The organism is Methylobacter sp. Wu1 (assembly GCF_036553575.1).
Classification (GTDB): domain Bacteria; phylum Pseudomonadota; class Gammaproteobacteria; order Methylococcales; family Methylomonadaceae; genus Methylobacter.
This window is the reverse complement of the sequence record NZ_JAZHOC010000066.1, coordinates 20,307-45,434: the sequence shown is the minus strand read 5'-3', so window position 1 is coordinate 45,434 and position 25,128 is coordinate 20,307. Positions and strand designations below refer to the sequence as shown.

The window sequence follows — 25,128 nt, the reverse complement described above, 5'->3', positions numbered from 1 at the left end:
TGGCCGGATATGCAAATCAGGTATTAAGTCTTATTTTTTCTTGTAAAAGTTAGCGGTGTAGCAAGACATAAGCGCGCCCCTGACCATTGCCGCATCATTTTGTTTATATAGCTTGCTGTCCTTATCGCTCATAGTCGACATAAGCTTTTTGGTTTCATCGGAAATGTCCCTGTTGCTGAAAACCGAATCGGCTACGCAATCACAGTAGGATTGGGCCTGTTCTTCAGAACGTGAGGAACTCTCCTGTTTTACGCAACTATTGATAAAAGCGGACTTAACTTTATATTCATCGCCTTTCTCTCCACTGCATGCCGATAAGCCGATGCATAAAGACGCTGTGATTACTAAAATTTTCTTATTCATTTCATTCCTTATTATTGATTGTCGTTATGGAATAGTTAAGTTCGCCTGTTAATGCAGTGGGCGAGGGTTGATCGTATAAAAATACTATCAGCAAGAATAGAAAAATTCTAACGTAATCCGATGCGAAGACAAATCCATTTCTTGTTGCTTTAATAATCCTTTTAAGCCGATCATTGCGATCCGTTTGTCGCAGAAATGCCTTGCTTGAGTCAGGCGCCTTTCGGCTAATGCGACAGAATGGAAAAGGACAGTCCGGGCACACCCGGCGGGGCGGGCATATTCATGCAGGTCTGTTCTCATTCATCCATTGAATGGTATCGCGCAGCGATTCCTGCAACGGGCGGGGTTTCCAGCCGAGCTCATCGTGCGCGCGGCTGGCGTCATACCAGGCGTAGCGTCCCCATAGGTCAAGCAGGCTGGGAGCTACCTTGACCGGTTTGCCCCTGAGTCTGCTCCATAGCGCCAATGCTGAGATAATGGGACGAATCATCCAGGCGCGCAGGGAGAACAGCCAGGCAGGCGGTTTGATCCCGGCCGTTTCTGCGACTTTTCCCACGAGCTGATCAGGCATCATATTCTCTCCGCTGAGAATGTAGCGCTGGCCGGAGGTACCGCGCTCAGCGGCGCGCAGCACGCCATCGGCGTAATCGCGCACGTCGAGAATGCCGAAACCGATCGGCGCGGTAATGCGGAATCCGGGTTTAGCCATTTTCATTATCAGTTTGTTTGCCGGCGCTCCGACCCAGTCTTCCGGGCCTAATGTAAAGGCAGGATTAACCACGACAACCTTGGGCATACCCTCGGGGAAGCGAGCCAGCGCCTCCTGCTCGGCCTGACGCCGGGATAGGGCATAGGGCAGAGAGATGGCGTAACGATCCCAATCGGCTCCCTCATCGAGCGGGAGCGGATTGTGGTTCAGGCCTACGGTAAGCACGCTGCTGCTCACTACGACGCTCGCTACACCGGCACGTGCGGCGGCATCCAGCAAATTGCGCATGCCGACTACATTTTTCTCGTACAAAGTCCGTTCTGCCTGCTCGCCGCTGCCCAACGCAATCGCAAATTCCAGATGCAAGGCCGTATCGATGCCTGCACAGGCGGCCTGCAGTGAGGCCATGTCATGCGTGTTGCCTTCAACCACTTCAATGTCGAGCTTTTTCAGGGCCTTCAGGGCCGGCAAATCCGGATCAAGGTCGGCAGGCAGTAATACGCGGGGCCGTTCCTTGCGGATATTAAGCAGCTTAACAACGTGATACCCAAGGAAGCCAGTCGCTCCGGTAACGAGTATATTCATGTCAAAATTCCCTGTGAGCGTTTAATTGTCAAAGGATTGAATAACAATAAATGTAAGCGCTTCATCGTTAACTAAAACCCACGCGTAAACTGACGGCATAAAGGTTTTGATCATCCATCTGCAGACTGCCAAGCCGCTCCAGATTGCCTAAGCGCAGCATGGCCCGCAGCGTTTCCTGGAGGGTAATTTCCGAAGCGTAGCGGCCGAGGCATTTATGCCGCCCAAAGCCGTGCTGGAGATAAAGGGCGCTTTGCGGCGCCTCGTCGCCCCGCGTCCGATCTTTATGGTAAGCAGCAAGACGCTCGTCCCGGGTGATATCGAAAGCCAGGGGATCGGGCACGGCTTCCGGGTCCCGCATCGCCGCCGCGTGAGAGATGAAAACCATAGTTCCCTTGCGGATGGGTATGCCGTCAAGTTCCGCATTGTCCTTGATGCAGCGCCTGATCAGCACTTCCCCTTGCGGTTCAAGGCGCAATCCTTCCAGGGCATACTTGCGCAGGATGCCGAGGCTTTCAGTTTCACGCGGCCCGCCCGCCGGTACTTGAGCCATTTCCAGCGCCTGCTGATAAGTGGAGCCGTTTAACACCGGATACTTGCCATCTTTCAGGGACAGGATCGCGTCGATGACCCTCGCGCTGGCTTCCTCCGGATTGACGACGCCGCCGACAACCGTGCCGAAGACATTGGCGCGGATCTGCGAGTCGGACAACCGTCTGCCTAATTCGCCGGAAGGCAGAAGAGATCCAAGCGCGTCCTGCACTTCCTGCTCCAGCGCCGTATCCTGACCATTGGCCAGATTCAACTGCAATCGCAGGAGACGGGTCAGCATGGTGTCGGGGACCGGCTCGCCCTGCTGAAGCAGCCCCTTGTAGAATTTGAGCAGTTCGTGGATATAGGCGGTCAGATACTCGGTGGCCTGCAGGCCCTGTTGGCGAAACTGGGCAAACAAAGGGTCTGCGGGGTTGAAGTTGTTAAAGATATTGCGGAAGGCGTCTTTCACCCAGTTGAACAGATTATCGCCTGTCGGTACGATGCCTTCCTGAATCTGCTGAAAGGTGAAAACCTGCCGCAGTTCGTCATCCAGAGGGAACGTGTCCCCGCCCCGCAGGCCGGGCAGGCAGGAAGGCTCGCCGGCGGAATAATAATGGACGCCCAGATAATCGCTGACGATGCGCAAGGGGACGAAGCGCGCAAGGGTCGGTACAACGTCGATTTCGCCTCGGCCTTCCTCCTTCGCCCGCTGCGTCCAGTATTCCGCCTCCTGCCTTGCCAGCGCGGTCAGGATTTTTTCATCCTGGCGGGAGACGACCCGTCTCAACAGAACGTCGTCCGGGAGATACCATTCATCTTTGTCCGTGCCCAGCATGAAGGGAGGCGAAAGTTCGGGATTTCTGGCGTTATCGTCATTGGCCTTGACCATCTCCGAGACATAGGGATCCACGGTAAATAAATCCGTGCGTTCCAGGCATTTGATCACGTGAGCATGGCGTACCACTACGGCCGGACCGACAGCCGGCTTGAAAAACGGCATCGCGTCCTTTGGCTGGTCCAGCAATTCCTGCAGCATGTCATAAGGCCGGTTTCTCAAGTCAGCGGCAATGATACCGGCGACTGCGGCGCCGCGCGCCTGGAGTGCAGCTTCATAGGCTTTTTTGTCCGCTTCATAAGCGGCGCGGTCAGCATCGTAGCGGGGATCATCCGGATCAGGCATGGGAACTAAAGGGGTTTTTTGTTCCGCTGCGGCAATTGTTCCCAAAAAGCCCGCGGTCGGGATATTTTCCGGCTTATCGTCGGTTTGCGCAGGTGTTTTCCCCATTTCAGCAGAGCTTATTCCCTTGCATATCCGTTTTGCCAGTGTAATGACCGTGTTGAAAAACGCGGCGGGGTTGTTTATGAGCGTGTGCCAATTCCAGAGAGCCATAGTGTTCTCCTTGCCAGCGCCTAGAGTGTTTTCATATATTCGATGACCGCCCGTACCTGGTCATCGGTCCATTGGCTGCCGAAGGTATGCCCCTGATTCGAGTTGCCACGCAGGCTGGCGTCATGCTCGGCATAATGTACGGCGTCGCCCTTGCCGTATTCATCCGGCTTCGGAGTTTTATTCCAGACAAAGCCGACACGGGCTTCATCATATTTTATATTGCCCCGGATGAATGTTGCCGGCCGTTCTGCCGGCCGCATAAGGTGCCAGAGGGTCGGCACCGAGCCGTTGTGCAGGTAGGGCGCCTGGGCCCAGATGCCATGCAGCACATTGGCCTTATAACCGGCCTTGTCGCCGCGAGGCGTGACGAAGTACGCCTCATCATCCGCTTCCCGGCTGCCCTTTTTAGGTCGGCACCAGTCACTGCCCCCCTGTTCCACATAACGTTCACAAGCTTCCCGGGTGAGTTCCAGTAATCCTAAGCGGGCAGTTGGGGAGATCTGTGTCGCACGATTCATATCGGTCGCGACGTTATAGATCTTGGGGTTGTCGGCGAAATGGCAAGCGCTCGCGCATTCCTTCTCAAACAGGGGTTTGCCCTGATCCGCCAGCTTGAGATTGACATTGAAGGGGTAGGGCGAAGGGGGCAAATCGTTAATGAGAGGATTCATGGCTTCATGAATACGAATATCGACCTTGGATGGATCGCCGACGGAGGAGACTCCGGAAGCGATAACCCGGGCTTCCTCTGCCTGGTTTCCATCCCAATTCGCATAGGCGTTGTCATGCAGATTCCAAAGCGCTTTGATGTCGGAAGGGGCGGGATCATGAGGCATCCATTGCGGTGCGGTTTCAAACAGTCTCTGGCCGGCCGCCTGGTATTTTGCGCTGCCCTCGAGATTCTCCAATCCTTCAAAGAACGGATGATTGCCGGGCAAGCGTTCAAAGAAGCTTTCCCGCTTGGTATGCAGCGCCACCAATCCCGTTGCGAGGCCAAAGGCATCCATGCGTCCGGGACGCGGACCGAAAATGCCTGGCGATTGCTGGCCGTTTTTCTCTGTATAAGATAATTTGGAGGCAAGCGTAATATACATGAGCTCGGTTTTGGCGGAAGATTGCGCCAACGTCCCAAGCGCCCTGTTGAAGTTCTTGAGAACGCGGCCCACCTGCACCTTGGCCTTCTCTATGTTGGCATTACGCTCTTCGTCCGTCCGTCCGCCATAGAACCAGGCGGGATCCGCCGCTATCTTATTCTTTAGAAAATCGGCAATTTTGACAGCCTCTGCGGGGTTGACCTGCACTTGCGCCGGCGTGGTGGAGTTATCGATTTTCAGGATCGCTTTTCCTGTCTTGTAGATTAAGCCTGCATAAGCTTGCGCTTCAATCTCGGTATTGGGCGCCCCGACGTAATGCCGGACGCGGCCTTTTACATAGACCCGTCCGGTATGGCAGGCGGCGCAGGAAAAAAATACATTGTCGGTTCTCTCCTCCTCGGGCAGGTTTGGATCCTGGGCGGTAACCAGTCCATAGGGTAAAGGGTGGCGCTGCTCGGCCGGCAAGAGTTTTCCCGTGGCTGGATCATAGTCGTCCGGATGCGGTCCGAAGCCGAGGTTTCCGAGCGAGCCTTCGCCGTGCCAGATTTCCGGATAAAGCTCAATGAGGGCTCGCAATAATACGTAAGGGGTTCCGTTCAAACCCAAAGGGCTGTCAGTAAACCAGGCATACCCCAGGTGATTGCTGTACCAGGGGGCGCGGGTGGCGTCGTCGGTGGATATGGATCTGATTGTTGTATCGTTTAAGTAGGACGCCTGTTGTTGTTCACGCAGTTTTTTCTCTTGCGCCCAGTTGTGTTTTTTCTTCGCTTCGGGTGCTTCGCGCGAATAATCGGTTTCTGTACAGGCGCTTAAAGCGGTCAGTGTAACCGCTAGTGTGCCCGCGCTGAATAAATTGAAATACGACCTCATCACTCCTCCTGCTATGTAAATACTCTACAAATACGCCAGTCCTTCGCAATGCGGTGATGATGGTAAGCGCCGCCCGACGGGGTCTTATATTGTATTAATGGAGAAAATACCCGGTTATGCGGATATGATTTTCCAGTTTTTCAATGACAATGTCATTCTCGGCAAAAGTGAAGCCCATTGTCGCAACATACAATTTAAAGCGTATAGTTAAGACGTTTTATGACTGATTTATTGTTTTTATTGCCACCTTTACTTCGGCGCTTTGCCGGAACAGTAAAGTAATAAAGCCACATAGAATTGGCGTAGGTTATTTTTTACAATTGATGTGGCGTATTGTCAACACTTTTACACCATCAGCCAGCCTGAAGGCCTGGCATATCGGCTTGGTCAACAGAGTCGCCGGGCATGTCAGGTTTAGGCACCGGCTCTTTGGAGGGAGGCGTTTCGTTTAGGATACGGCGAGAAATAACTTCTCTGAATTTTGGCGAGTAAAATTTGTGAAGCGCTAAATCGCCATGAGCAAATACCCAAAGGGCACAAGTGAATCCGCCCCTGCATAAAAGCAGATTTTTATCAATAAATAGGAAAGTTATTTTTTAACCAAATCCTTAGCATGCGCCAGGGCTTGTTCATCAAACCATGTTGAGCGATTGGTGAAATGAATTGTTTCTTATGCGAGCTTTTCAGGATGATAGCTTTCCTGTGGGCGTCTATAACGCCAGGATGAAAGGCATCTCCTTATTTTTCTGGCGATGGATCAACGGCGGCTCGCGCCGCCAGAAGCCGCCGGCGCCATTCGGATCAGCGGTATCAGCAATAAGGCCAGGAAGAAGATCAAGGCCAGGATATTGAACAGGGTATTGATGGTAAGCACTTCCGCCTCGCGCCTGACCAGACCGTAAACCTGCTTCAGTGCGGCCAGCTCACTGTCGGGCAGCGACGCATAGCTGAATCGCTCCTGTAAACTGCCTAACAGAGCTTGAGCTGTCGTCGAACCGGGCTTCACCGCTTCGCGCAATACGGCGTAATGTTCCTTGTTCAGCCGGATCATGAGGGTGTTGGCGAGCGCCAGGCCGATGGCGCCGCCCAGGTTCCGCATGAGATTGTACAGACCGCTGGCGTTTTTCACTTCTTCCGGCGGCAGCGTGCCGAAAGTCAGGTAATTGATGGGCAGAAAGCAGAACATCAGGCAGAAGCCCCGGAGCGCCTGCGGCCAGAAGAATTCCCAGTACCCGGCTTCATGGGTCAGGTTGCTGTTTATCAGGGTGCCTAGGCCGAAACCGAACAGCCCCAAAGCCAACGTCAGGCGCGGGCCAAGCTTTTTGGCAACCCGGCCGGCAATGAAGGCGGAGGCGAACTGAAACAGTCCGGTGACCATGATGTACTGGCCGACCTGCAGGCTGTTCAGCCCTTTGACAGTGGTCAGATAGGTCGGCATCAGGAAAATGATGGAGTAGAGCCCGATGCCGAGAATGAAGCTGAACAGGCAGCCGATGGCGAAATTGCGGTTGCGGAACGCCCACAGGTCCACGATCGGGTGTTCGATGGTCAGCTCCCGGTAGAACATGGCGATGCCGGAGACGGCCGCGACCAGGGTGAAGAACACGATCTCGCGGCTGTCGAACCATTCCTCGCGCACGCCTTCTTCCAGCACGAATTCCGTGCTGCCGAGGAACACGACGATATACAGGATGCCGCGGAAGTCGATTCGTTTCAGCAGCGCCCAGTCCGGCTCGTCCACCCGCAGAAACATCCCGGTAGCCGCGGATACCAGTATTCCCGGCACTACGTTGATCAGGAACATCGTGTTCCAGGACGCCACTTCGGTGAGATAGCCGCCCAGCACCGGGCCCGCCGTGGGCGCGACCGTCACCACCATGGCGACGACGATTGTCATCGTGGGCTGCAGGCGGCGCGGAAACAAGGTGTAGGTGACGGCGAACACCGACGGGATCATCGCACCTCCGAAAAATCCCTGGAGCGCGCGAAACACTATCATGGACGGCAGGTTCCAGGCGAACGCGCATAGGAGGCTCATCACGGTGAAGCCGCCGCTGGACAGGGCGAACAGGTAGCGCATGGACAGCGCCCGCCCGAGCCAGCCGGATAACGGAATGATGACCACTTCCGCCACCAGGTAGGCGGTCTGCACCCAAGTGATTTCATCCTGAGTCGCCGACAGCGCAGCCTGGATCTGTTCCAGGGAACTGGCGACGATCTGGATATCCAGGACCGCCAGGAACATCCCCAGGACCATGGCGAAAAAACCTATCCATTGCTGGGGGCTGACCGTCTTCTCGTCGACATTGACCGGGGCCGCGACGATCTCAGGCAGTTTTTCGCCGGCGCTCGTCGACTGGGGCGGGGAGGGCTTTACTACCGCGGCCATGATCGCTTACCCGACCCTGACTTTGACTACCGTGGACAGACCCGGCCTCAGGCGGCCCAGATCGGTGCCGGGTTTGAAGCGGATCTTGACCGGCACGCGCCGTACGATCTTGGTGAAATTGCCGGTGGCGTTTTCCGGCGGCAGCAGGCTGAATTCGGAACCGGAAGCGGGCGCGAAGCTGTCCACCAAGCCTTCAAACCGATTGTCAGGGTAAGCATCGATCAGGATGTCCACCGGCTGGCCCGGCTGCATGCGCCCGATCTGGGTCTCCTTGAAATTGGCTTCCACGAACAGGCCGTCAGTCGGAATCAGGTACGCCAGCACGCTGCCGGGTTTGACCAGTTGCCCGACCTGCACACTGCGATTGCCGATGATGCCGGCGATGGGAGCGACTATGCGCGTGTTCGCCAAGTCGATGCGGGCCAGCTCCAGGGCGGATTGGGCTGCCTTCAGCTTGGCCCGGGTTTCGTCGATGCGCGCTTCCAGCGAGGCCAGTTCGCTCTCCGCTTCCAGCCGTGCCGAGAGCGTTTTCTCCCGCTGAGCCGCCGCCTGCTTGAGCGCGGCTTCGGCGGCATCGCGGGTCTGGGCTGAAACCGCTCCCTCCGCCGCCAGGTTGCCGAAGCGTTTCGTATCTTTCGCGGCGCGCTCCAGATCGGCCTCTGCGGCGGCGATATTGGCTTCCTGCTGGCGGATTTTGGCGCTCTGCGTGCGTTTTTCGGTTTCCAGCGTATGGATGTGCGCCGTTTCTATCAGCACTTGCGCTTCCGCCTGAGCGACCTTGGCCTGGAAATCATGATCGTCTATCACAACGAGCAGATCGCCCGGCATCACTTTCTGATTGTCCTCGAACAGGACTTCCTTGACGTAGCCCGTCTCCTTGGGGCTGACCAGGCTCAGGTGCGATTTGAGGTAGGTGTTGTCGGTGGTTTCAAAGGGATGGATCGCTTTGAGCCAGTACATTATGCCGCCCGCCGCAACGGAGGCAATTATCAGAAGGATCAGGAGGGTTCTCGGAAAAAGGGAAAAGTGCATGTTCTTTCAGTGCCTTAGCAAACGGTGTGTAGTTCAGAAAACAGCAATAGGTCAGACCCGGCAAACGGATGCCTGGCCGACAGTAGTTATCCGTCGATTAAGCGGATCAAGCCTCCTGAACCGGTGCCGGACGTTCTGCCGAGGTCGTATTTTTTAATCCCATTTTTTGCACTGTTTTTTCCTGCGTTTTGAAAGATGTATAAGTTGTTTTAAGCGCACTTAGAGAAAACCAAAGTTCCCAAATAACGTCCAGAGGAGAGCCGCCTGACGGTAATGATGACAGCAACTCGATAAGCTGCGCACCAGTCAAATAACATAGACCTCCTGCAAGTACCGTGCCATTAGATGAGGGCATTCCGGGGCTGACAAACCCGATACGGCTGATTTCCGGCTTGGAAAATACTTGAGTAAAAACGGATCGGTATTCAACCAGCCAACACGTAGAAATCTGTAGAGATTAAGGTATGCAAGCGGTGAGTTCGATACCTTATATAAAGCTTCCTTAACGGCGGATCTACGCGTACCCCGAAGCGGGCATCATTCTACTATAGGCCAAGCCGGCCGCGAAACAGGTCAAATAACACAATACAGAATATTAGCAAAATAATAAATTATTGTTTTTTATAGTGATATTCATTCAATCGGTCATATCCCACATATCAAGTGCGGTATATAACATAATTTTTGGCTAAAAATCGATGAATATCGATAGAAATCGACGAATACGCCAAAAATCTTCCCGAGTGAAGTTACGCAACTCATGCCAGGGAAGGAATAATAAAATCGAGCCAAGTTCCGCCAAACCTGGAGTGCGGCCTGTTTTCCGTCTGGTCAGCCGGGATGGGATTATCGGTTGGCATAGCAATTGCAATCTGGAAGACAGAGTCAATTTCCCCTAAGTACGGGCCGATAAGAAGGAGTCTTTATTCCATGAAATCCAGTGAGTTTCAAACCCTTGCCGAGATGTGCATCCAGCAGGCCCAAACGCGGCCGGATGCCGTTGCCTTTATAGCGGGCAACAATCGACAGACGTTTCAGCAGCTTGATCTAAGCAGTAACCAAGTCGGCCACGGTTTGATCGCAGCCGGCGTCAAGCCCGGCTCCAGGGTGGCGATAATCGGCAAGGATACCATTGCTCACTATGAGATTCTGTTCGGCTGCGCCAAGATCAAAGCGGTGCTGGTCGACCTGAATTGGCGGCTGGCTTCCCCCGAGATACTTTATATTCTGAATGACAGCGAAACCGAAGTGCTGTTCGTGGCGAAGGAGTTTTTCCCGTTAGTGCAGTCGCTGACGTCGCAGCTGACCACTATACGGACGATAATCGCCCTGAATGAAGGGTATCCGGATTGGCCGGCTTACGAGGACTGGAAAAACGCGAAACCGGCCACGCCATTTGATTGCGAATACAGCGCCGACGATGCGGCCGTGCAAATGTATTCCAGCGGCACGACAGGGCGGCCTAAAGGCGTACAGCTCGCGAATTACAGCTTTTTCAGGCTGATGCAAGGCATGCGGGCGGCCGGCGATACATGGATGTCGCTGAATCCGGCCGACACCCTGCTGCTGGCTCTGCCGCAGTTCCACATAGGCGGGCTCTGGTGGGCCATACAGGGTTATGCGGTCGGCGCTGCCGGCGTCATCGTCGACACCTTCGTCGCCTGGCAGGCCCTGCAGCTGATCGAGCGGCATCAAGTCACCAAAGCCGTGCTGGTGCCGTCGATGATTCAACTGATGCTGGAAGAACCCAGCTGCGCGCAAACCGATTTATCGTCGTTCAAAGGGCTGCTCTATGGCGGCTCGCCGATTGCCCCGCCGCTGCTGCGCAAGGCTATGGAAATCTTCGGCTGCGATTTCTTCCAGATTTACGGGCTGACCGAGACCGGCAATATGGCCGTCTGTTTGCGTCCCGCCGATCATTGCCCGGAAGGCAGTCCAAGGATGAAAGCCGCAGGCCGGCCTTTGCCCGGCGTCGAGATCAAGATCATTGACGGGCAAGGCCGGCTATTGCCGGCAGGACGCAGCGGCGAAATCTGCATTAAATCGCCCAGCAACATGCTGGGCTATTGGAAGAATGAATCCGCCACCGCGCAAACGCTGGTCGGTGGCTGGGTACATACCGGCGACGTGGGCTATAGAGATGAGGATGGCTACGTTTATGTCTGCGACAGGATCAAGGACATGATCATCTACGCGGGAGAAAACCTGTTCCCCGCCGAAATTGAAGCCGTGCTCAGCGAGCATGAGGCGGTCGCCGAAGTCGCTGTCATCGGGATTCCCGATGAGAAATGGGGGGAGGTCGTAAAAGCCTTTGTCGTGCCGCGCCAGGGCGGCGAAATCAAGCAACGGGAGTTGATCGATTTCGCCAGAAGCCGGATCGCGGATTTCAAAGTGCCTAAATCGGTTACGTTTGTCGATGCCTTGCCGAGAAATCCAAGCGGTAAAGTCCTTAAACGGGTGCTGAGGGCGCCGTTTTGGCAAGATCAGGACAGGCAGGTTAGTTAGTAAGTAAATTCACAATATAGACCATAAAAGGAATAACAAATCATGAATGCAGTGGTATCTGAAAATCGAGTAACCATCACCGAAGCAGCACCAGGGAAAATCGGCGCCGAAGTCAGGGGATGGGATGTTACGACCTTTACTCCGGGCTGTTCCGAAGCGGAGATGCTCCGGCAATTGATCTACCGTAATAAAGTGGTCGTCATGCGCGGCCAGCGCCTTGACATGACCGAACAGGAACAAGTCAACTTCGCCAGAGCGGTAGGCCGGCCTCAAGTTTATTTCCAAGCGAATTATCACCACCCCGATTATCCCGAGATTTTCGTTTCCAACAACCTCAACGAAGACGGCAAAAAATTCGGCGTTTCCGGCACAGGACGCTATTGGCATACGGATTGTTCCTTCGAGAAACATCCTCTGCCCTTTACCTCGGTGCGCCCTATATTCTTCCCTAAATCGGCCAGGGAAACCTCTTATATCGATATGGCGCGCGTCTACCGCGAACTCCCCGATGATTTGAGGCGCTATGTGGACGGCAGGATGGCGATGCAGGAAGCCTGGCCGCGTTACAAAGTACAGGCGTGCGACCTCGACCGTTCGATTGACGAACTCATCGAGAACTTCAAAGCCGAATGTCCGCCGCAAGCCCACCCTGCCGTCATTGAACATCCGGTGACCGGCGAAAAAATCCTCTATATCAGCAGCGGCTTTACAAGCGGATTGGTTGGACTGTCCTATGAAGAAAATCAGCGGGTGATGAAGGCCCTGTTCGAATTCGCCGAGCAGCCGAAATTCATACACACGCACTTCTGGGAGGAAGGCGACATGATTATCTGGGACAACCGCTCGCTGGTCCATAAAGGCTCCAAGGCCAAGCCAGGCGAATACAGCAGAATGTACCGCATCGGCATCTATGACGATCTGCCATTTTATGTAGGGATAGAACAATGAACATGTTAAGGATGGTCGACCCTCTGGAGAACGTCACCGTTACAGATATCGACGATGGTTTTATGGCCGAGGTGTTAAAGCCTTATTTCAACCACAGCCGTTATCTGAAACATGCCTGGTTTATGCAATCGGACAGCTCTGATCCGCAAGGCCTGATCATGAACGGCGAATTCTCGATACCCGAGTCCTGCTATATCGACGACACCGGGCATTTTAACGCCGTTGAGTTCAATATCTGCTTCAACCAGATTTGCTATGTGCATTTGGCGCATTGCATTAAAAATGCGTTGATACCGGAATTATCGGATGATTACGATATGGAGACGTTCTTCGAGAAGCAGCTGCCGAACGTCTTGATCGCAAAACTCACCTCGAGCTATCAAAGCCAGCTGAACGCCAAGCATTTTTACGGCACATACGGCATTAATAGCATCAAGAAGACGTCGACATGCACATTCATCAAAACCTATTGCCGTTTTCATGATGACGCCAACGGCAGAAGCAAAGGAGAAGTGACGCTCGCAGTAATGGCGCCATAAAGTCCGAAGTATCGCCTGCTTTCCGCGAAACCTGAAACAGGTTCGTCCCCTCCCGATTTCAGGAGCGGAAAACGGGCGACGGTTGTTGTTGCGGCGGCGCATTCGTCCTGAGCTTGTCCTGAGCTCGTCGAAGGACGGCCGCCTGCACCGCAACTGCGATAAAACATTCGGTCCTCCGGCTGCGCGCAGGCCTCGTTCGTTTGCGCGGTTTCGACAGCCTATGCTCCTTCAATGCCTTAGTTTTTCAGTTCAATAAATCAGCAACCGTTATGAATCCCAGCCCGATCATTACTACGTTACAACAAGCCCAGCCAGCCCAAAGAAAGCCGATATTGAACGCCTATATTCGCGAGTTACTGGCGAATTTTATCGGCATGGACAGTGCGGAAGACATCACACCCAATCAAAGCTTTATCGAACTGGGCACGGATTCTCTGCAAGCGGTGGGATTCAAGTCCAAACTGGAATCGAATCTGGCTTGTTCGCTGCGCACGACCTTGTTATTCGACCATCCCAGGATGGATTTGCTGGTCGATTATCTGATCGACGAGATATTGCCGCTAGAGCCGATGTCGCCCGAAGAAACCCCGGACGCCGCCTTGGCTGCGCAGCCGCGCATCGGCAGCGACCCGCTGTCCGTTGGTCGGATGCAGCCGATAGCCATTGTCGGACTGGCCGGATTGTTTCCCGGTGCCGATAACACGGAATCGCTATGGGAAAAAGTTATGGCCGGCGAATGCCTGCAGCCGGACCCATACGCGCCGGCAGCCGCGTTCGGATACGGCCGCATCGGCGAAAGCAGTCCGTCCGAAGACGCCGGAACCAGCGACCTTGCCGACCGCCAACTGCAACTTCTGAGCCGGCTCATTGCGCAACTGCAGAACGAATACGAAATTACCGGGCGGATGCTCTCGGAGCCCATGACCGGCGTTTTCATAGCCGCCCAATCGTTCGTCGATCGCCTGGGTTGCAGCGATAACGGCGGCCAGCCCTATCGGGTTCCCATCGCCAACCAGCTATCCTTTCAATTCGACTTGAAAGGACCCAGCGAAGTCATCAATACCTTTTGCACCAGCGTCCATGTCGCGCTGCACCGCGCCGTGCAAAGCATCCGCTCCGGCGAATGCGAACAGGCCATCGTAGGCGCCATCAACCTCATAGATGCCGACGAATTCGCGTCCATGGCCATGCATGGCCTTTACGATCAACTCCTGAGCAGCCGCAACCGGACGCGCAGTTTCAGTGAGGAAGCCGACGGCTTCGTCCGCAGCGAAGGCGCCGGCGTCGCCCTGCTCAAACCGCTGGACCAGGCGCTGGCGGACGGCAACCGGATTCTGGCGATCATCAAGGGCAGCGCCGTGCACCACGGCGGCCGCGGCTATTCGCTGGAAGCCCCCAACGTGCAGGGGCTAAGGCACGCCATAACAGCCAGCATCGCCCAGACCGGCGTCGGCACCGATACGATAGATTATGTGGAAGCCCACGGCATCGGCAATACGCTGGCCGATGCCCTGGAACTGACCGCCATCAGCGACGCTTATCAGCTGTTGAGCGCGAATCCCGGCAAAAACTGGTTCGTCAGCAGCATCAAGCCCAGCATCGGCCATCCGGAAGTCGCATCGGGCATGGCTTCGCTGATCAAGGCCGTCAAGGCCCTGGAGCATCAGGCCATACCGGGCATAGCCGGGCTCGGAGAGCTCAATCGCGAATTGCCGGCCGATCATGCCCTGGTTCTGCAAAGCCAGTCCACCCATTGGCAAAACGGGGCCTCACCACGCCGGGTAGCGCTCAACAGTTACGCGATCGGCGGCGTCAATGCGCACATTGTGCTGGAAGAATATTGCGGACAGCAGGCGGCCGATGCCGGCGCCGCTTTTACTCAGCCATCAGCAAGTGCGGCTAACGCTCGGGCAATGCAAGCCGCCGCTTTGAACGACGATACAGAGGCGGCGCTGGCGAGTCTGGTCGCCGAGGTGTTCGGCAAGGACCTGTCGGCCATCGACCGTTCGCTATCGCCCGTCCATTACGGCTTCGATTCGATCCAGGTGGTGCAATTCATCAAGCGCCTGAACGAACGGCTGGGCTTGAACATCAAGGTTGCCCAGGCGATGGGCGCCAAAAATTTCGGCGAATTTTTCGATATGCTGGCGCGGCAAACGCGCAGTCCGGACACTATTGCGCCTGAAATGCCGCAAGCGGCGGCCAGCGTACCGACGGTGCCGCAACCCTTGTCGGAAACCCAGAAAGGCCTGTGGTATATCCAGGAAACCTTTCCCGAGTCTACCGGCTTCAACGTCCCGCTGATTTTCCGGCTCAAAGCCCCGGCGGACCCTGGCTGTCTGCGGACGGCTCTGCTCGCGGTGCTGGAAGAGCGCCCGCTGCTGCGCTGCCGCTTTGAATGCCAAAAGGATGCAGCGGGCGAAGACATCGTCCAGAGGGTGGGGAGCGCCGCCGACAACCTTGTCATCGAGCATCTGAGCCTGCCGGAAAGCGAACAGACGGCGCCGTTTTTGCGCCGGTTGCTGCAGCAGCCGTTCAATCTGAAAACCGATCCGCCGCTGCGGCTTTATACGGTGGAATGTCAGGCGGACCAGCGCTACTATGCGTTCTTCGTCATACACCATATCGTCATCGACGGGTTTTCCGGCATGCTGTTCGCCAACGAGTTCTGGGGCAAATATCAGGTCCTGGCCGCCGGCGGCCAGCCGGCCGCGCAAGCGCCCGACATAGTCTTTTTCGACTTCATCGCCTGGGAGCGCGCCTATCTGAGCTGCAAGCGGGCCGAAGACGATCTGGCCTGGTGGAAAAACCGCCTGGCTGGCGTGCCGGCAACCATCGCCATGCCTTACGATACCCTGCCGCAACCCGATCTGCCCGACTTAGGGCTGGGCTGCGAGACGCTGACGCTGAACAGCGCAACACTGTCCGCGCTGAAATACCTCGGCTCCATGCTGAACCAGAACCTGTCGGCGTTATTGCTGGGCGTCTTCAATATCCTGATCCACCGGCTGAGCGCGGAAGATGATATCGCCGTGAACATGCCGGTGGCCGGCAGGCCCTTGCAGCGCCATGAAAATACGGTCGGCTGCTACATCAACCTGATGATCGTCAGAAACCAAGTCCGCCCGGACGATACTTTTCTGCAACTGGTGAAACAGATTGGCGCAAACCTTGCCGAAGCACTCGATCACGCCAATTACCCGTTTATCCGGTTAATGCGCGAGCTGAGGCTCACGCTGCTCAACCCGAGCGAAGTGCCGTTTTCGGTGTCGTTTACCTACCAGAACATCTTCGACGGCATACTCGGGGCCGAAGAGCGGCTGGGCGACGTCGAGCTGAGCTACGACGTGTATCAGGAAACGATGGACAGCTACATGCTGGAAGTCTATGACTTCCGCGACAAGGTGGAACTGCACCTGAAATACCAGCGCAATCTGTTCGACGCCGCCACGATCCGCCGCCACCTCGGCTATCTGGAAACGCTGATAGCGGCTATCGTCGAAGATCCCGGCAGGCGCATCGACGAATACGACTGCCTGCCGGAGCAGGAGATAAGCCTGTTGCTGGACGGCTTCAACGATACCGCCGAGGAATTTCCCAAAGAGCACTGCGTTCACGAGTTGTTCGAAGCCCGAGCTGCACAAACGCCGGACAGCATGGCCCTGATTTTTTCCGGCCGGCAAATCTCCTACGGCGCCCTGGCGGAACGCAGCCGGCGCCTGGCGATCTATCTTCAGGCCCAAGGCATGGGGCCGGATCGGCTGGTCGCGGTATGCATGGACCGATCGGCGGACATGATCGTTGCGGTGCTGGGCGTGCTGGGCGCCGGCGCCGCTTACCTGCCCATCGATCCGCATAACGGCGAGGACAGAATCCGCTACATGCTGACCGACGGCGGCGTGAGCCTTTTGCTGACCCAATCCCATTTGCAGCCGCGGCTGTCCGGCTTATTGGCTGACTGCGGCTGCCGGACCGTGGCCGTGGACGATCCCGCCTGGACCGACCAGGTATCCCGTAACACCGAACTGCGCCGCGAGGCCGGTCCGCAGCATCCGGCTTATGTGATCTATACATCCGGCAGCACCGGCAACCCGAAAGGCGTGGCGATCGCTCACCGGTCGCTGGTGAATCTTTGCTATGCGATGACCGTAAAATACGACATTACCGGGCAGGACAGGATCTTGCAGTTCGCCTCGTTGAGCTTCGACATGTCGGTGGAGGAAATCTTCCCCTACCTGCTGACCGGCGCCGGCGTCGTGATCCGCCAGGACGCCGATATCGAAGTGGACAATTTCTATCGGGTCGTCGTCGACAACGGCGTCACGATACTCAATCTCCCGCCGCAGTTCTACGGCGTGATCGCCGCGTTGGAGCCGGAGCGGCAAGCGCGGATGTTCAGCCAGCTGCGCCTGATCTCCTTCGGCGGCGAGGCTTTGCCGGAGGCGACGCTGCAAGCCGTGCAGGACCGCGGCGTCCGGATATTCAATGCCTACGGCCCGACCGAATACACCGTCAATGCCGCGATCGCCGAGCTTGGCGACGGGCAGCGCCTGACCATCGGCAAGCCGATCGCCAACACCCGCCTGTATGTGCTGGGCAGATACCTCGAGCTGCTGCCGATAGGCGTGGCGGGCGAGCTGCATATCGCCGGCGAGGGGCTGGCACTGGGCTATCTGAACAATCCGGAACTGACCGCCGAAAAGTTTATCGACAACCCTTACGCGCCCGGCAAGCTGTACAAAACCGGCGATCTGGCGCGCTGGCTGCCGGACGGCACCGTTGCCTATGTCGGCAGAACCGACCATCAGGTCAAAATTCGCGGTTTCCGGGTCGAGCTGGGCGAGATCGAAAACGTGTTGACTTCGCTGCCAGGCGTGAAAAGCGCCGCCGCGATAGTCGCAAGGCCCCATTCCGGCGGCGAACGCCTGGTGGCCTATTACTCGGCCGATTTGGAAGGCATCGACGCCGACGGACTGCGCGAGCAACTGCGCCGCCGCCTGCCCGATTATATGGTGCCGGCCGCATTCGTCCGTCTGGACACGCTGCCGCTGACCGCCAACGGCAAAATCGACCGCAAGCAGCTGGAACAGGCGCCGGTGGAATTCGACGCCGGCGAACACTATGCCGCGCCGCAAACGCCGGTCGAACGGCAGCTGGCCGGCATCTGGGAAGACGTGCTGGGGCTTGCGCGCGTCGGGCTCAACGACAACTTTTTCGAACTCGGCGGCCACTCCCTGCTGTCGATACAGTTGGCGAACAAAATCAATCAACAGCTGCCGTCTTCGCGGATCGGCATTGCCGACATCATCCAATGCCCGACCGTGCGGGAACTGGCCGACCGCATCGGCAACGCCGACAGCAAACCGGCAGGCTCGCCTTATGTGGTCACGTTGCGCGACAGCATTCCGACCTTCATCATTCCGGGCATGCCGGGATTAAGCGATGGCTACCATCAGCTGGCGGCGCGAATCGGCGATTGCGGTCCGGTGTACGGCCTGCAGATGAAAGGCTACGCCGGCAGCGCGCCGGCCGGATCGGTAGAGGAAATGGCCGCTCACAACATCGAGCAGATCAGAAGCATCAAGCCGCGCGGCGCAATCAGGCTTTATGCCCACAGCTACGGCGGGACCGTGGTTTACGAAATGCTCAAGCAGTTGCAGGACACCGGGATTGTGGTCGAAGACGTGGTGCTGATAGACAGCGGCGTCGCCAGCTGGCCGAAGCAAATGGACAAACTCTCGGTCATCGCCTTTTGCAGGATGATTCTTGAAAATGCCGGCATCGATCCTACCGGCCAGGAAGCGTTCATCACAGCCATTCTGGAAGACAAGCCTTATCCGCTCTGGAAAACCGAACTGGCAAAGCTGCTGCACGCGGCGATGGGCATTGCCGCCGACTATTTTCTGGATCTGTGGCATGTGGTCGAGACGTCGCTGGCCGTCGATTACCGCTATCCGCACGGCAAGCTGCCGCACCGGCCGACGCTGATCATCGCCGAGGAGAGCGAGCGCTGGCTGGAGCCGGATTGCTGGAACGCCTACTACGACGAGGTCAGGATCATCCATGCCGGCGGCGGGCATTACACCGTCGTCGCCGAGCCTTATTGCTCGAAATGGCTGAAAGAACTGAAGCCTGGATGCCGTTTAGGTCCGGAACATCCGGAAGGGCACTACTATGGCGCTTAAGGCCGGCTATTTATTGCTGCTGTGCAGTCTGGCCGGATGCACCATGGGACCCGATTACCGGCCGCCTTCGCTCGCCGTACCGGGTCATTGGCAGGCCGAAAAGGACACCGGCCCGAATCTGAAATTCACAACCTCGGAAAAACTGAGAACCTGGTGGAAGAGCTTCGGCGATCCCCAGCTTGACCGGCTGATGGAACTGGCGCTGACCGACAATCTGGACCTCAAGATGGCACTGACGCGCATCGATCAGGCCCGCGCCGACCGGCGCTCGGTCCGGGCGGAGCTGTTTCCGCAGATTGGCATAAAAGCGGGCGGCCAGCGTCACCAGAACCTCTCTCCCATCTACGCGCGCGGCGTCCGTTTCAATATATTCGAGCTGGGTTTCGATGCTTTGTGGGAAGTCGACTTGTTCGGGCGCCTGCAGCGTCAGCTGGAGGCAGCCAGCGCCGATCTGGAAGCGGCGGAGGAGGAGCACGCCCAGGCGCTGGTGACGCTCACGGCCGAACTGGCGCGCTCTTACGTGGAATACCGCAACCTGCAGAACCAACTGCGGATCACGCGCTCGAACCTGGACGCGCAGCGGCATACGCTGAAGCTGACCGAAAGACTGTTCAATGAAGGCGTCGGCACGCGGCATGACGTGGTCAGGGCGCGCGCCCAGGCCGAGAACACCGAGGCGCAGCTGCCCACGCTGGAAGCCGGGGTGACGGCCACACTCAGGCAGCTGGAAGTGCTGATCGGCAGGCAGCCCGGCACGCTGGACGGCGAGTTGCAGGCAACCGCCGCACTGCCGGTTGCGTCGGCGCAGAAGCTGCTGACTTCGCCCGCCGAAACCATTCGCTGGCGGCCTGACGTTCACGTCGCCGAGCGCCGGCTCGCGGCCGCGACCGCCCTGCAGGGCGCGGCCATCGCCGAACTGTTCCCGAAAATCTCGCTGTCAGCCTTTTTGGGGCTGCGCAGCACCGACGTTGAAACCCTGTTCAAGTCAGCGGCCTTTTCCTACAGCACGGCTGCCAATTTGCTGCAGCCGCTGCTCAATTTCGGCCGCATCCAGGCCGGCATCGATCTGACCAAGGCGCAGCAGCAGGAAGCCTATCTGATCTACGAAAAGACGGTGCTCGAAGCGCTGAGCGAGACCGAAACTACTCTGACTCGCTATTTGAAGGAGGAAGTGCGGCGGCAAACCCTGGCCCGCGCCGTGGCGGACCAGCGCGAATCCGTTCGGTTGTCGCAGCTGCGTTATAAGGAAGGGGTCATTACCTTTTTGGACGTGCTGGATGCCCAGCGCGCCCTCTACGCCGCCGAAATCGAGCTGGCCCGCTCCGAAGCGGAGACTTCCACGAATCTGATCGCCTTTTACAAGGCGCTGGGAGGCGGCGCGAATTCAGCATCGGCGTCAGAGGAAATCGCACAGGGAACATCATAAGCGAATGGCCTGACTGTTGCCGATTGTCGTCAGGCCTTGGCTCTCAGCCAGGAAAATATCAAGGCAAACCACAGCGGCCTGAAAATCAGTTTTGGTGCGGGAGCTAAGGAACATCATCTGGTGGAAACGGATTTCCACCGCGCCACCTATCAATCCATTGCCTTTCCATCATTTTTCATCTGCCGCGATCTCAGGAAATGCGCAGCCGTCTTGGGGCGCCGGTCGCGGATGACGTTCTGGCCGGTCTTAAAAACGGCGAAAGCCCACACGTGCATGCCGGCTACAAAAGGCCGATTCGTCACGGCATCGAGATAGTGTCTCAGGAATTCGACCTGATATTCCTCCATCCACATCTCCGGCGGAATACTGTGCGCTTTGTCAAGTTGAAGGCGCTCCAGCGGCAGTCGCGCTATGTTGAAACTTCCGCCGGACGGGTTTTTAAACCCGTCCGAACGTTTTACCGAAGCCATGAAATCGGTTTGAAACGTTCTGGACAAACTGGCAAGCCTGCCTTTTTGGAACATGCCCGAACGTTACGGACGGGATGAATATCCCGTCCGGCGTTTGGACCGTAGTCGCGTCGCACTGATCTTCGGAAAAAAGATATAGCGCGATTGCCCTGGCTCCAGCGCCAGGGCAGAGGAACGGACTGAGGATAAGGCGAGAAATAATTTCCCTGAATTTTGACCAGCAACAGTGTGGGGGCGACTTCGCCTACCAACAGTAGGCGCTCTAGGCGAATACCCGCAAGGGGCACAAGTGAACTCGCCCCTACATAAGCGCTGATTTCAGCAACTCTCTGGCGCACCATCGGCGCCAATTAATGGATCGTTTTCAGGCCGACGAGTGCATGAACTTCTTGAGGTGCCCTGGCAAAAAACCGATATTTGTCCATGCTTAGGTCAATATAAAAACAAAAAATTGACCTATGAAAAAATTAAAGTTCTCGGGCTTCACGGCGCTTGAGCTCATGATCGTTATCGCCATCATTGCCATCCTGGCGGCGCTGGCCGTGCCTTCATTCAGAACCACTCTCGACAAGCAACGCATCACCCACGCGGCGGAAGCCGTGTTGGCCGATCTGCGCTGGGCGCGGGCCGAGGCCATTAAGCGCAATAGGCCAGTCAGAGTCACCTTCACCACCGGCAGTACATGGAGTTATACCTTGCATGCCGATCCCGCCGGCAGCAACACGCTGCTCAAGACCGTCAGCGGCAGCGAGTTTGCCTCGACAACCCTGACCACAGCCAGTTTTGCCGGCGACGTTGCCTATACCACTTTTGACCCGACACGCGGCATCGCCCTTAATGACGGCACGGTCATGCTCACGTCCTCTGATTTTAGCGCCGGCGTTATCGTCAGGCCTCTGGGACGGGTACATATCTGCGGCTCAATGGGAGGCTACGAAGCATGCCCCTAATCCAGAAACGGCAAACCGGCGTCACGCTGATCGAATTGCTGATCGGCATGCTGATCGGCTTGATTGTGGTTGCCGCCGGCCTCAGCGTTTTCATCACCTCGCTCAAAGGCCAGGCCGACAACATTAAGCTCAGCCGCCTGAACCAGGACATGCGGGCCATGATGGACCTCATGGAACGCGATATCCGTCGGGCCGGGTTCGTGACCTCTGACCCCACGGCTAATCTGGCCGCGCTGCAAAACAACCCTTTTTTTGATGCCACGACCGGCGGCGCCAGCACCGAATTGACCGTTTATAACGGCGGCGCCTGCCTGGTTTACGCCTACAACCGCGATAACGACAGTCCGCCGGTCGTCGACAGCAATGAACGTGCCGGCTTTCGTCTGAACAATGGCAACCTGGAAATGCGCCGCAGCGGCGACACCAACGAAGATTGCGACGACGGCAATTGGCAGTCCATTACCGAAGCGGAAGTGGAAATTACCGGTCTGACTTTCACCTTAACGACCGCCGCCTTGAATGTCAGCAGCATGATGACCGATACCGATGGCGACGGCTGCCGTGATGGCGATGATCAAGACCCGGCCACCGCGGATTCGGGCTGCAAAACCGGCAATTACGGCAATAACCTGTGCGATAGCGGCGAAAGCTGCAATACCTGCACGCGCGATGGCAGCCCCGATCCCGCCTGCCTGTATGTGGGTGACGTCGCCATTTCGCTGTCCGGCCGCTTGCGCGATGACCAAGCCGTCACCCAAACCATCACCGAACAGGTGCGGGTGCGCAACGACAAATACCTGGCGGCGCTGCCTTAACCGTCCCGTTCTGCAAAATTGATCATGAAATTTCCACATTTCGAGTTAAAAGCCCGCCAGCAAGGCGCCGCTACCTTACTGGTGGTGCTGGTGCTGGCGTTAATCATGGGCATTGTCGCGCTGACCACCGCGCGCACCGGCCTGATGGAACAAAAAATGACCGGCAACGATCTGCGGGCCCGCGAAGCGCAGGAGGCGGCCGAGGCCGGGCTGGAGTATGCGGTGGCCTGGGCGCAAAACAATAACATTCCCGCTACCGTCACCTGTTCCTCTGGCTCACTGCCGGCCGGGTGTCCTGCGGCCTTGACGACGGTCACCGGCTCATCGACCGGGGAGAGCTATATCTATACCCTGACTTACACGAAAGGCGCCGACTCGGTCAAAGTCACCTCGAGCGCACGGGGCGCCGCTGACAGCAGCATTGCCGCCGCCTCGGAAACCTTCGTTAAGCAAACGCCTGTCGGCTTGTTCGATGTCGGCATGCACATGCCGCCGCCCTGGGTGATCGCCGGCTGCATTACCAGCGCAGCCACCGGCACGCCCGATACCTTTGTGCTCAACGGCGCCAATAACGCGGTGATCAGCGGCACTGCCGCCGATTCCGCCTGCTTGCCGCAAGGCCACCTGGACGTGACCACCTGGCATGACGACAATGGCAACGGCATCAAGGATGCGGGCGAGGAGGGGGCTTCAACGACCTTTAACCGCGGCACGTTTCCCGGCTGCCCCGGCACGCATTGCGCCTGGAATTACGTGTTCCAAATGCCCTTGGAAGACGCCATCGAGCGGGCTACCGCCGCGGGCCACGTTTATGCCAGCGATATTCCCTGCGGCCCTGCAACGTCAGCGCCCGCCATTTATGTGATCGACAACGGAGGCCCGATCAATAGCGCCGACATCGCCGGTTACTGTACCGGCACGGGCGTTGATTCCGCCACGATAGGCGCTCCCAATCAGCCGGTGCTGCTGATTGTCCCCAGTGCTAATGGCTGCCCGAAATTCAATGGCGGCGTCACGATTTACGGCATCATCTATTTCGAGTCGACGACCGACTGCGCCTCTAACGGTTGGGGCGGCGCAACCGTATACGGCTCGGTCATCTGGGAGGGGAGCGTTGACAAACCCAATGCCAACTCGGAATTCATCGAGGTGGATTATGAAGACGCTGGCGACCTGAACACCATATTCAATACCGGCATGGACGATGCGACGCGCATCCCCGGTACCTGGAAAGACTTTTAGAGGAGACTCACGATGAGAAGAACACAGCCGGCTGGGCAACAGGGCTTCAGCTTGTTGGAAGCCTTGATTGCGGCCTTGGTCGTCGCGGTGGCGATGCTGGGCGTAGCCCGGCTGCAAGGCCTCACCATGCTGGAAAGCGGGGACAGCCGCATGAAGACCCACGCCCTGAATCTGGCGCAAGACAAAATCGAAGAACTGCGCAGTTTTTCCAATCGGGATGCTTACCTGGGCATGGCGTCAGGCAGCGATACCCACGCCGGCGCCAGCGGCACCTTTACCCGCACCTGGACCGTCACGAGCTGCGCCGACTTGTCCCCCTCTTGCGACAGCAACGGCAATGGCAGCATTGATGACAATGAATCCAATTACAAGCAAGTCAACGCCCAAGTCATCTGGACAGACCCGCGAGGCGACGAGCAAACCGTGCAGTTGACTTCGTACATCACCGGCGTCGAACCGGTGAAATCCGGCATGGCATTGGCATTGTATACGTCAGGATCGGGAGCAGGAACGGAACCGGCGCCGGAACCCGAACCCGAACCCGAACCAATACCGGACCCAGCCTCCGACCCTCATCCGGAACCCGAACCAATACCGGATCCAGTCACGGAGCCGGTACCGGATCCCGTACCGTCCTCCCCGCCTACCGGCGGTGCCTGCACAGGCCTTGTGACAGCCGCGATTGTCACCGGCTCTTTTGAAAGCGCCCAGTCGCTTACCCTGGGGAGCCAATTTAAGCTTAGCACCAAGCCGCTGGCTGTCTGCACCGTCATCGCCCTTAACAGCGTACTTGATCTGGCGGCGAAAAAAGGCACGTACATTTGCAGCCTACAGGATCTGGACCCGGCGATTGTCTCGCTGGACGTAGGCGGAAAAGCCATCGATTTAAGCGTCAATCTGGCGCTATCCGATATCCCGCTGCCAGGACTGGTCAACCAGTTGGACTCATTGCTGAAGCCGCTCAATCTGCCGCCTGATCTTGCCTGCGTCAAAGCCAACGTCACCCTGCCTATAAAAATAACGGGGAATGAGAAAAATTATAATGTCACCATCAAAGAACTATAGAACAGCGCGGTAACGGTATT

The 25,128-nt window shown here is 57.0% G+C and carries 17 protein-coding genes; 9 read left to right on the top strand and 8 right to left on the bottom strand.

What is annotated here, in order from left to right:
- Positions 1-30: 30 nt before the first annotated feature.
- The 7 genes from V2P20_RS14435 to V2P20_RS14405 all read right to left on the bottom strand — a co-directional run bounded on the left by V2P20_RS14435 (position 31) and on the right by V2P20_RS14405 (position 9,273).
- On the bottom strand, positions 31-363 hold the full coding sequence (locus tag V2P20_RS14435) for a hypothetical protein (protein WP_194970392.1): 333 nt from the start codon (positions 361-363) through the stop codon (positions 31-33).
- 280 nt (positions 364-643) lie between these two features.
- Complete coding sequence (locus V2P20_RS14430) at positions 644-1,657, bottom strand: NAD-dependent epimerase/dehydratase family protein (protein WP_331819495.1); 1,014 nt, start codon at positions 1,655-1,657, stop codon at positions 644-646.
- Positions 1,658-1,724: 67 nt separating this feature from the next.
- Positions 1,725-3,578 carry a cytochrome P450 gene (locus V2P20_RS14425; protein ID WP_331819493.1) on the bottom strand — a complete coding sequence of 618 codons (1,854 nt, stop codon included), beginning with the start codon at positions 3,576-3,578 and terminating at the stop codon, positions 1,725-1,727.
- 20 nt (positions 3,579-3,598) lie between these two features.
- Positions 3,599-5,542, bottom strand: coding sequence for a hypothetical protein (locus V2P20_RS14420; RefSeq protein ID WP_331819491.1), 1,944 nt, complete (start codon positions 5,540-5,542; stop codon positions 3,599-3,601).
- A gap of 757 nt (positions 5,543-6,299) precedes the next feature.
- Positions 6,300-7,931, bottom strand: a complete 1,632-nt coding sequence (locus V2P20_RS14415) for a DHA2 family efflux MFS transporter permease subunit (RefSeq protein ID WP_331819490.1) — start codon at positions 7,929-7,931, stop codon at positions 6,300-6,302.
- Positions 7,932-7,937: 6 nt separating this feature from the next.
- Complete coding sequence (locus tag V2P20_RS14410; protein ID WP_331819488.1) at positions 7,938-8,891, bottom strand: HlyD family secretion protein; 954 nt, start codon at positions 8,889-8,891, stop codon at positions 7,938-7,940.
- 178 nt (positions 8,892-9,069) lie between these two features.
- Positions 9,070-9,273 (bottom strand): hypothetical protein, encoded by a 204-nt coding sequence (locus tag V2P20_RS14405; RefSeq protein ID WP_331819486.1) that lies wholly within the window; start codon positions 9,271-9,273, stop codon positions 9,070-9,072.
- A gap of 620 nt (positions 9,274-9,893) precedes the next feature.
- On the opposite strand from V2P20_RS14405, the gene V2P20_RS14400 reads away from it, so the two are divergent.
- The 5 genes from V2P20_RS14400 to V2P20_RS14380 all read left to right on the top strand — a co-directional run bounded on the left by V2P20_RS14400 (position 9,894) and on the right by V2P20_RS14380 (position 20,566).
- Positions 9,894-11,468 (top strand): fatty acid--CoA ligase, encoded by a 1,575-nt coding sequence (locus V2P20_RS14400; RefSeq protein ID WP_331819483.1) that lies wholly within the window; start codon positions 9,894-9,896, stop codon positions 11,466-11,468.
- 42 nt (positions 11,469-11,510) lie between these two features.
- On the top strand, positions 11,511-12,416 hold the full coding sequence (locus V2P20_RS14395) for a TauD/TfdA family dioxygenase (protein ID WP_331819480.1): 906 nt from the start codon (positions 11,511-11,513) through the stop codon (positions 12,414-12,416).
- Complete coding sequence (locus V2P20_RS14390) at positions 12,413-12,955, top strand: FcoT family thioesterase (RefSeq protein WP_331819478.1); 543 nt, start codon at positions 12,413-12,415, stop codon at positions 12,953-12,955. Before V2P20_RS14395 ends, V2P20_RS14390 begins: the two co-directional genes overlap by 4 nt.
- 269 nt (positions 12,956-13,224) lie before the next feature.
- Positions 13,225-19,140, top strand: coding sequence for an amino acid adenylation domain-containing protein (locus V2P20_RS14385; RefSeq protein WP_331819476.1), 5,916 nt, complete (start codon positions 13,225-13,227; stop codon positions 19,138-19,140).
- The gene (locus V2P20_RS14380) at positions 19,130-20,566 is read left to right on the top strand and encodes an efflux transporter outer membrane subunit (protein ID WP_331819474.1); all 1,437 of its coding nucleotides are present in this window, start codon (positions 19,130-19,132) and stop codon (positions 20,564-20,566) included. The genes V2P20_RS14385 and V2P20_RS14380 overlap by 11 nt, the downstream gene beginning before the upstream one ends.
- A 149-nt stretch (positions 20,567-20,715) precedes the next feature.
- Here the strand turns inward: V2P20_RS14380 and V2P20_RS14375 are convergent, their stop codons facing one another.
- Positions 20,716-21,063, bottom strand: coding sequence for a hypothetical protein (locus tag V2P20_RS14375; protein WP_331819472.1), 348 nt, complete (start codon positions 21,061-21,063; stop codon positions 20,716-20,718).
- A gap of 431 nt (positions 21,064-21,494) precedes the next feature.
- Here V2P20_RS14375 and V2P20_RS14370 point away from each other — a divergent pair, with 431 nt between their 5' ends.
- From V2P20_RS14370 to V2P20_RS14355, 4 genes are read left to right on the top strand one after another with little or no spacing between them, the layout of a single operon-like run.
- Entirely contained in the window at positions 21,495-21,986 is a 492-nt protein-coding gene (locus V2P20_RS14370; RefSeq protein ID WP_194970402.1) for a GspH/FimT family protein, read from the top strand.
- On the top strand, positions 21,977-22,801 hold the full coding sequence (locus V2P20_RS14365; RefSeq protein ID WP_331819469.1) for a prepilin-type N-terminal cleavage/methylation domain-containing protein: 825 nt from the start codon (positions 21,977-21,979) through the stop codon (positions 22,799-22,801). The genes V2P20_RS14370 and V2P20_RS14365 overlap by 10 nt, the downstream gene beginning before the upstream one ends.
- A 24-nt stretch (positions 22,802-22,825) precedes the next feature.
- A complete protein-coding gene (locus V2P20_RS14360) occupies positions 22,826-24,043 on the top strand; it encodes a PilX N-terminal domain-containing pilus assembly protein (protein WP_331819467.1) in 1,218 nt (405 codons plus the stop codon).
- Positions 24,044-24,055: 12 nt separating this feature from the next.
- The gene (locus V2P20_RS14355; RefSeq protein WP_331819465.1) at positions 24,056-25,108 is read left to right on the top strand and encodes a prepilin-type N-terminal cleavage/methylation domain-containing protein; all 1,053 of its coding nucleotides are present in this window, start codon (positions 24,056-24,058) and stop codon (positions 25,106-25,108) included.
- The last annotated feature ends 20 nt before the right edge of the window (positions 25,109-25,128 follow it).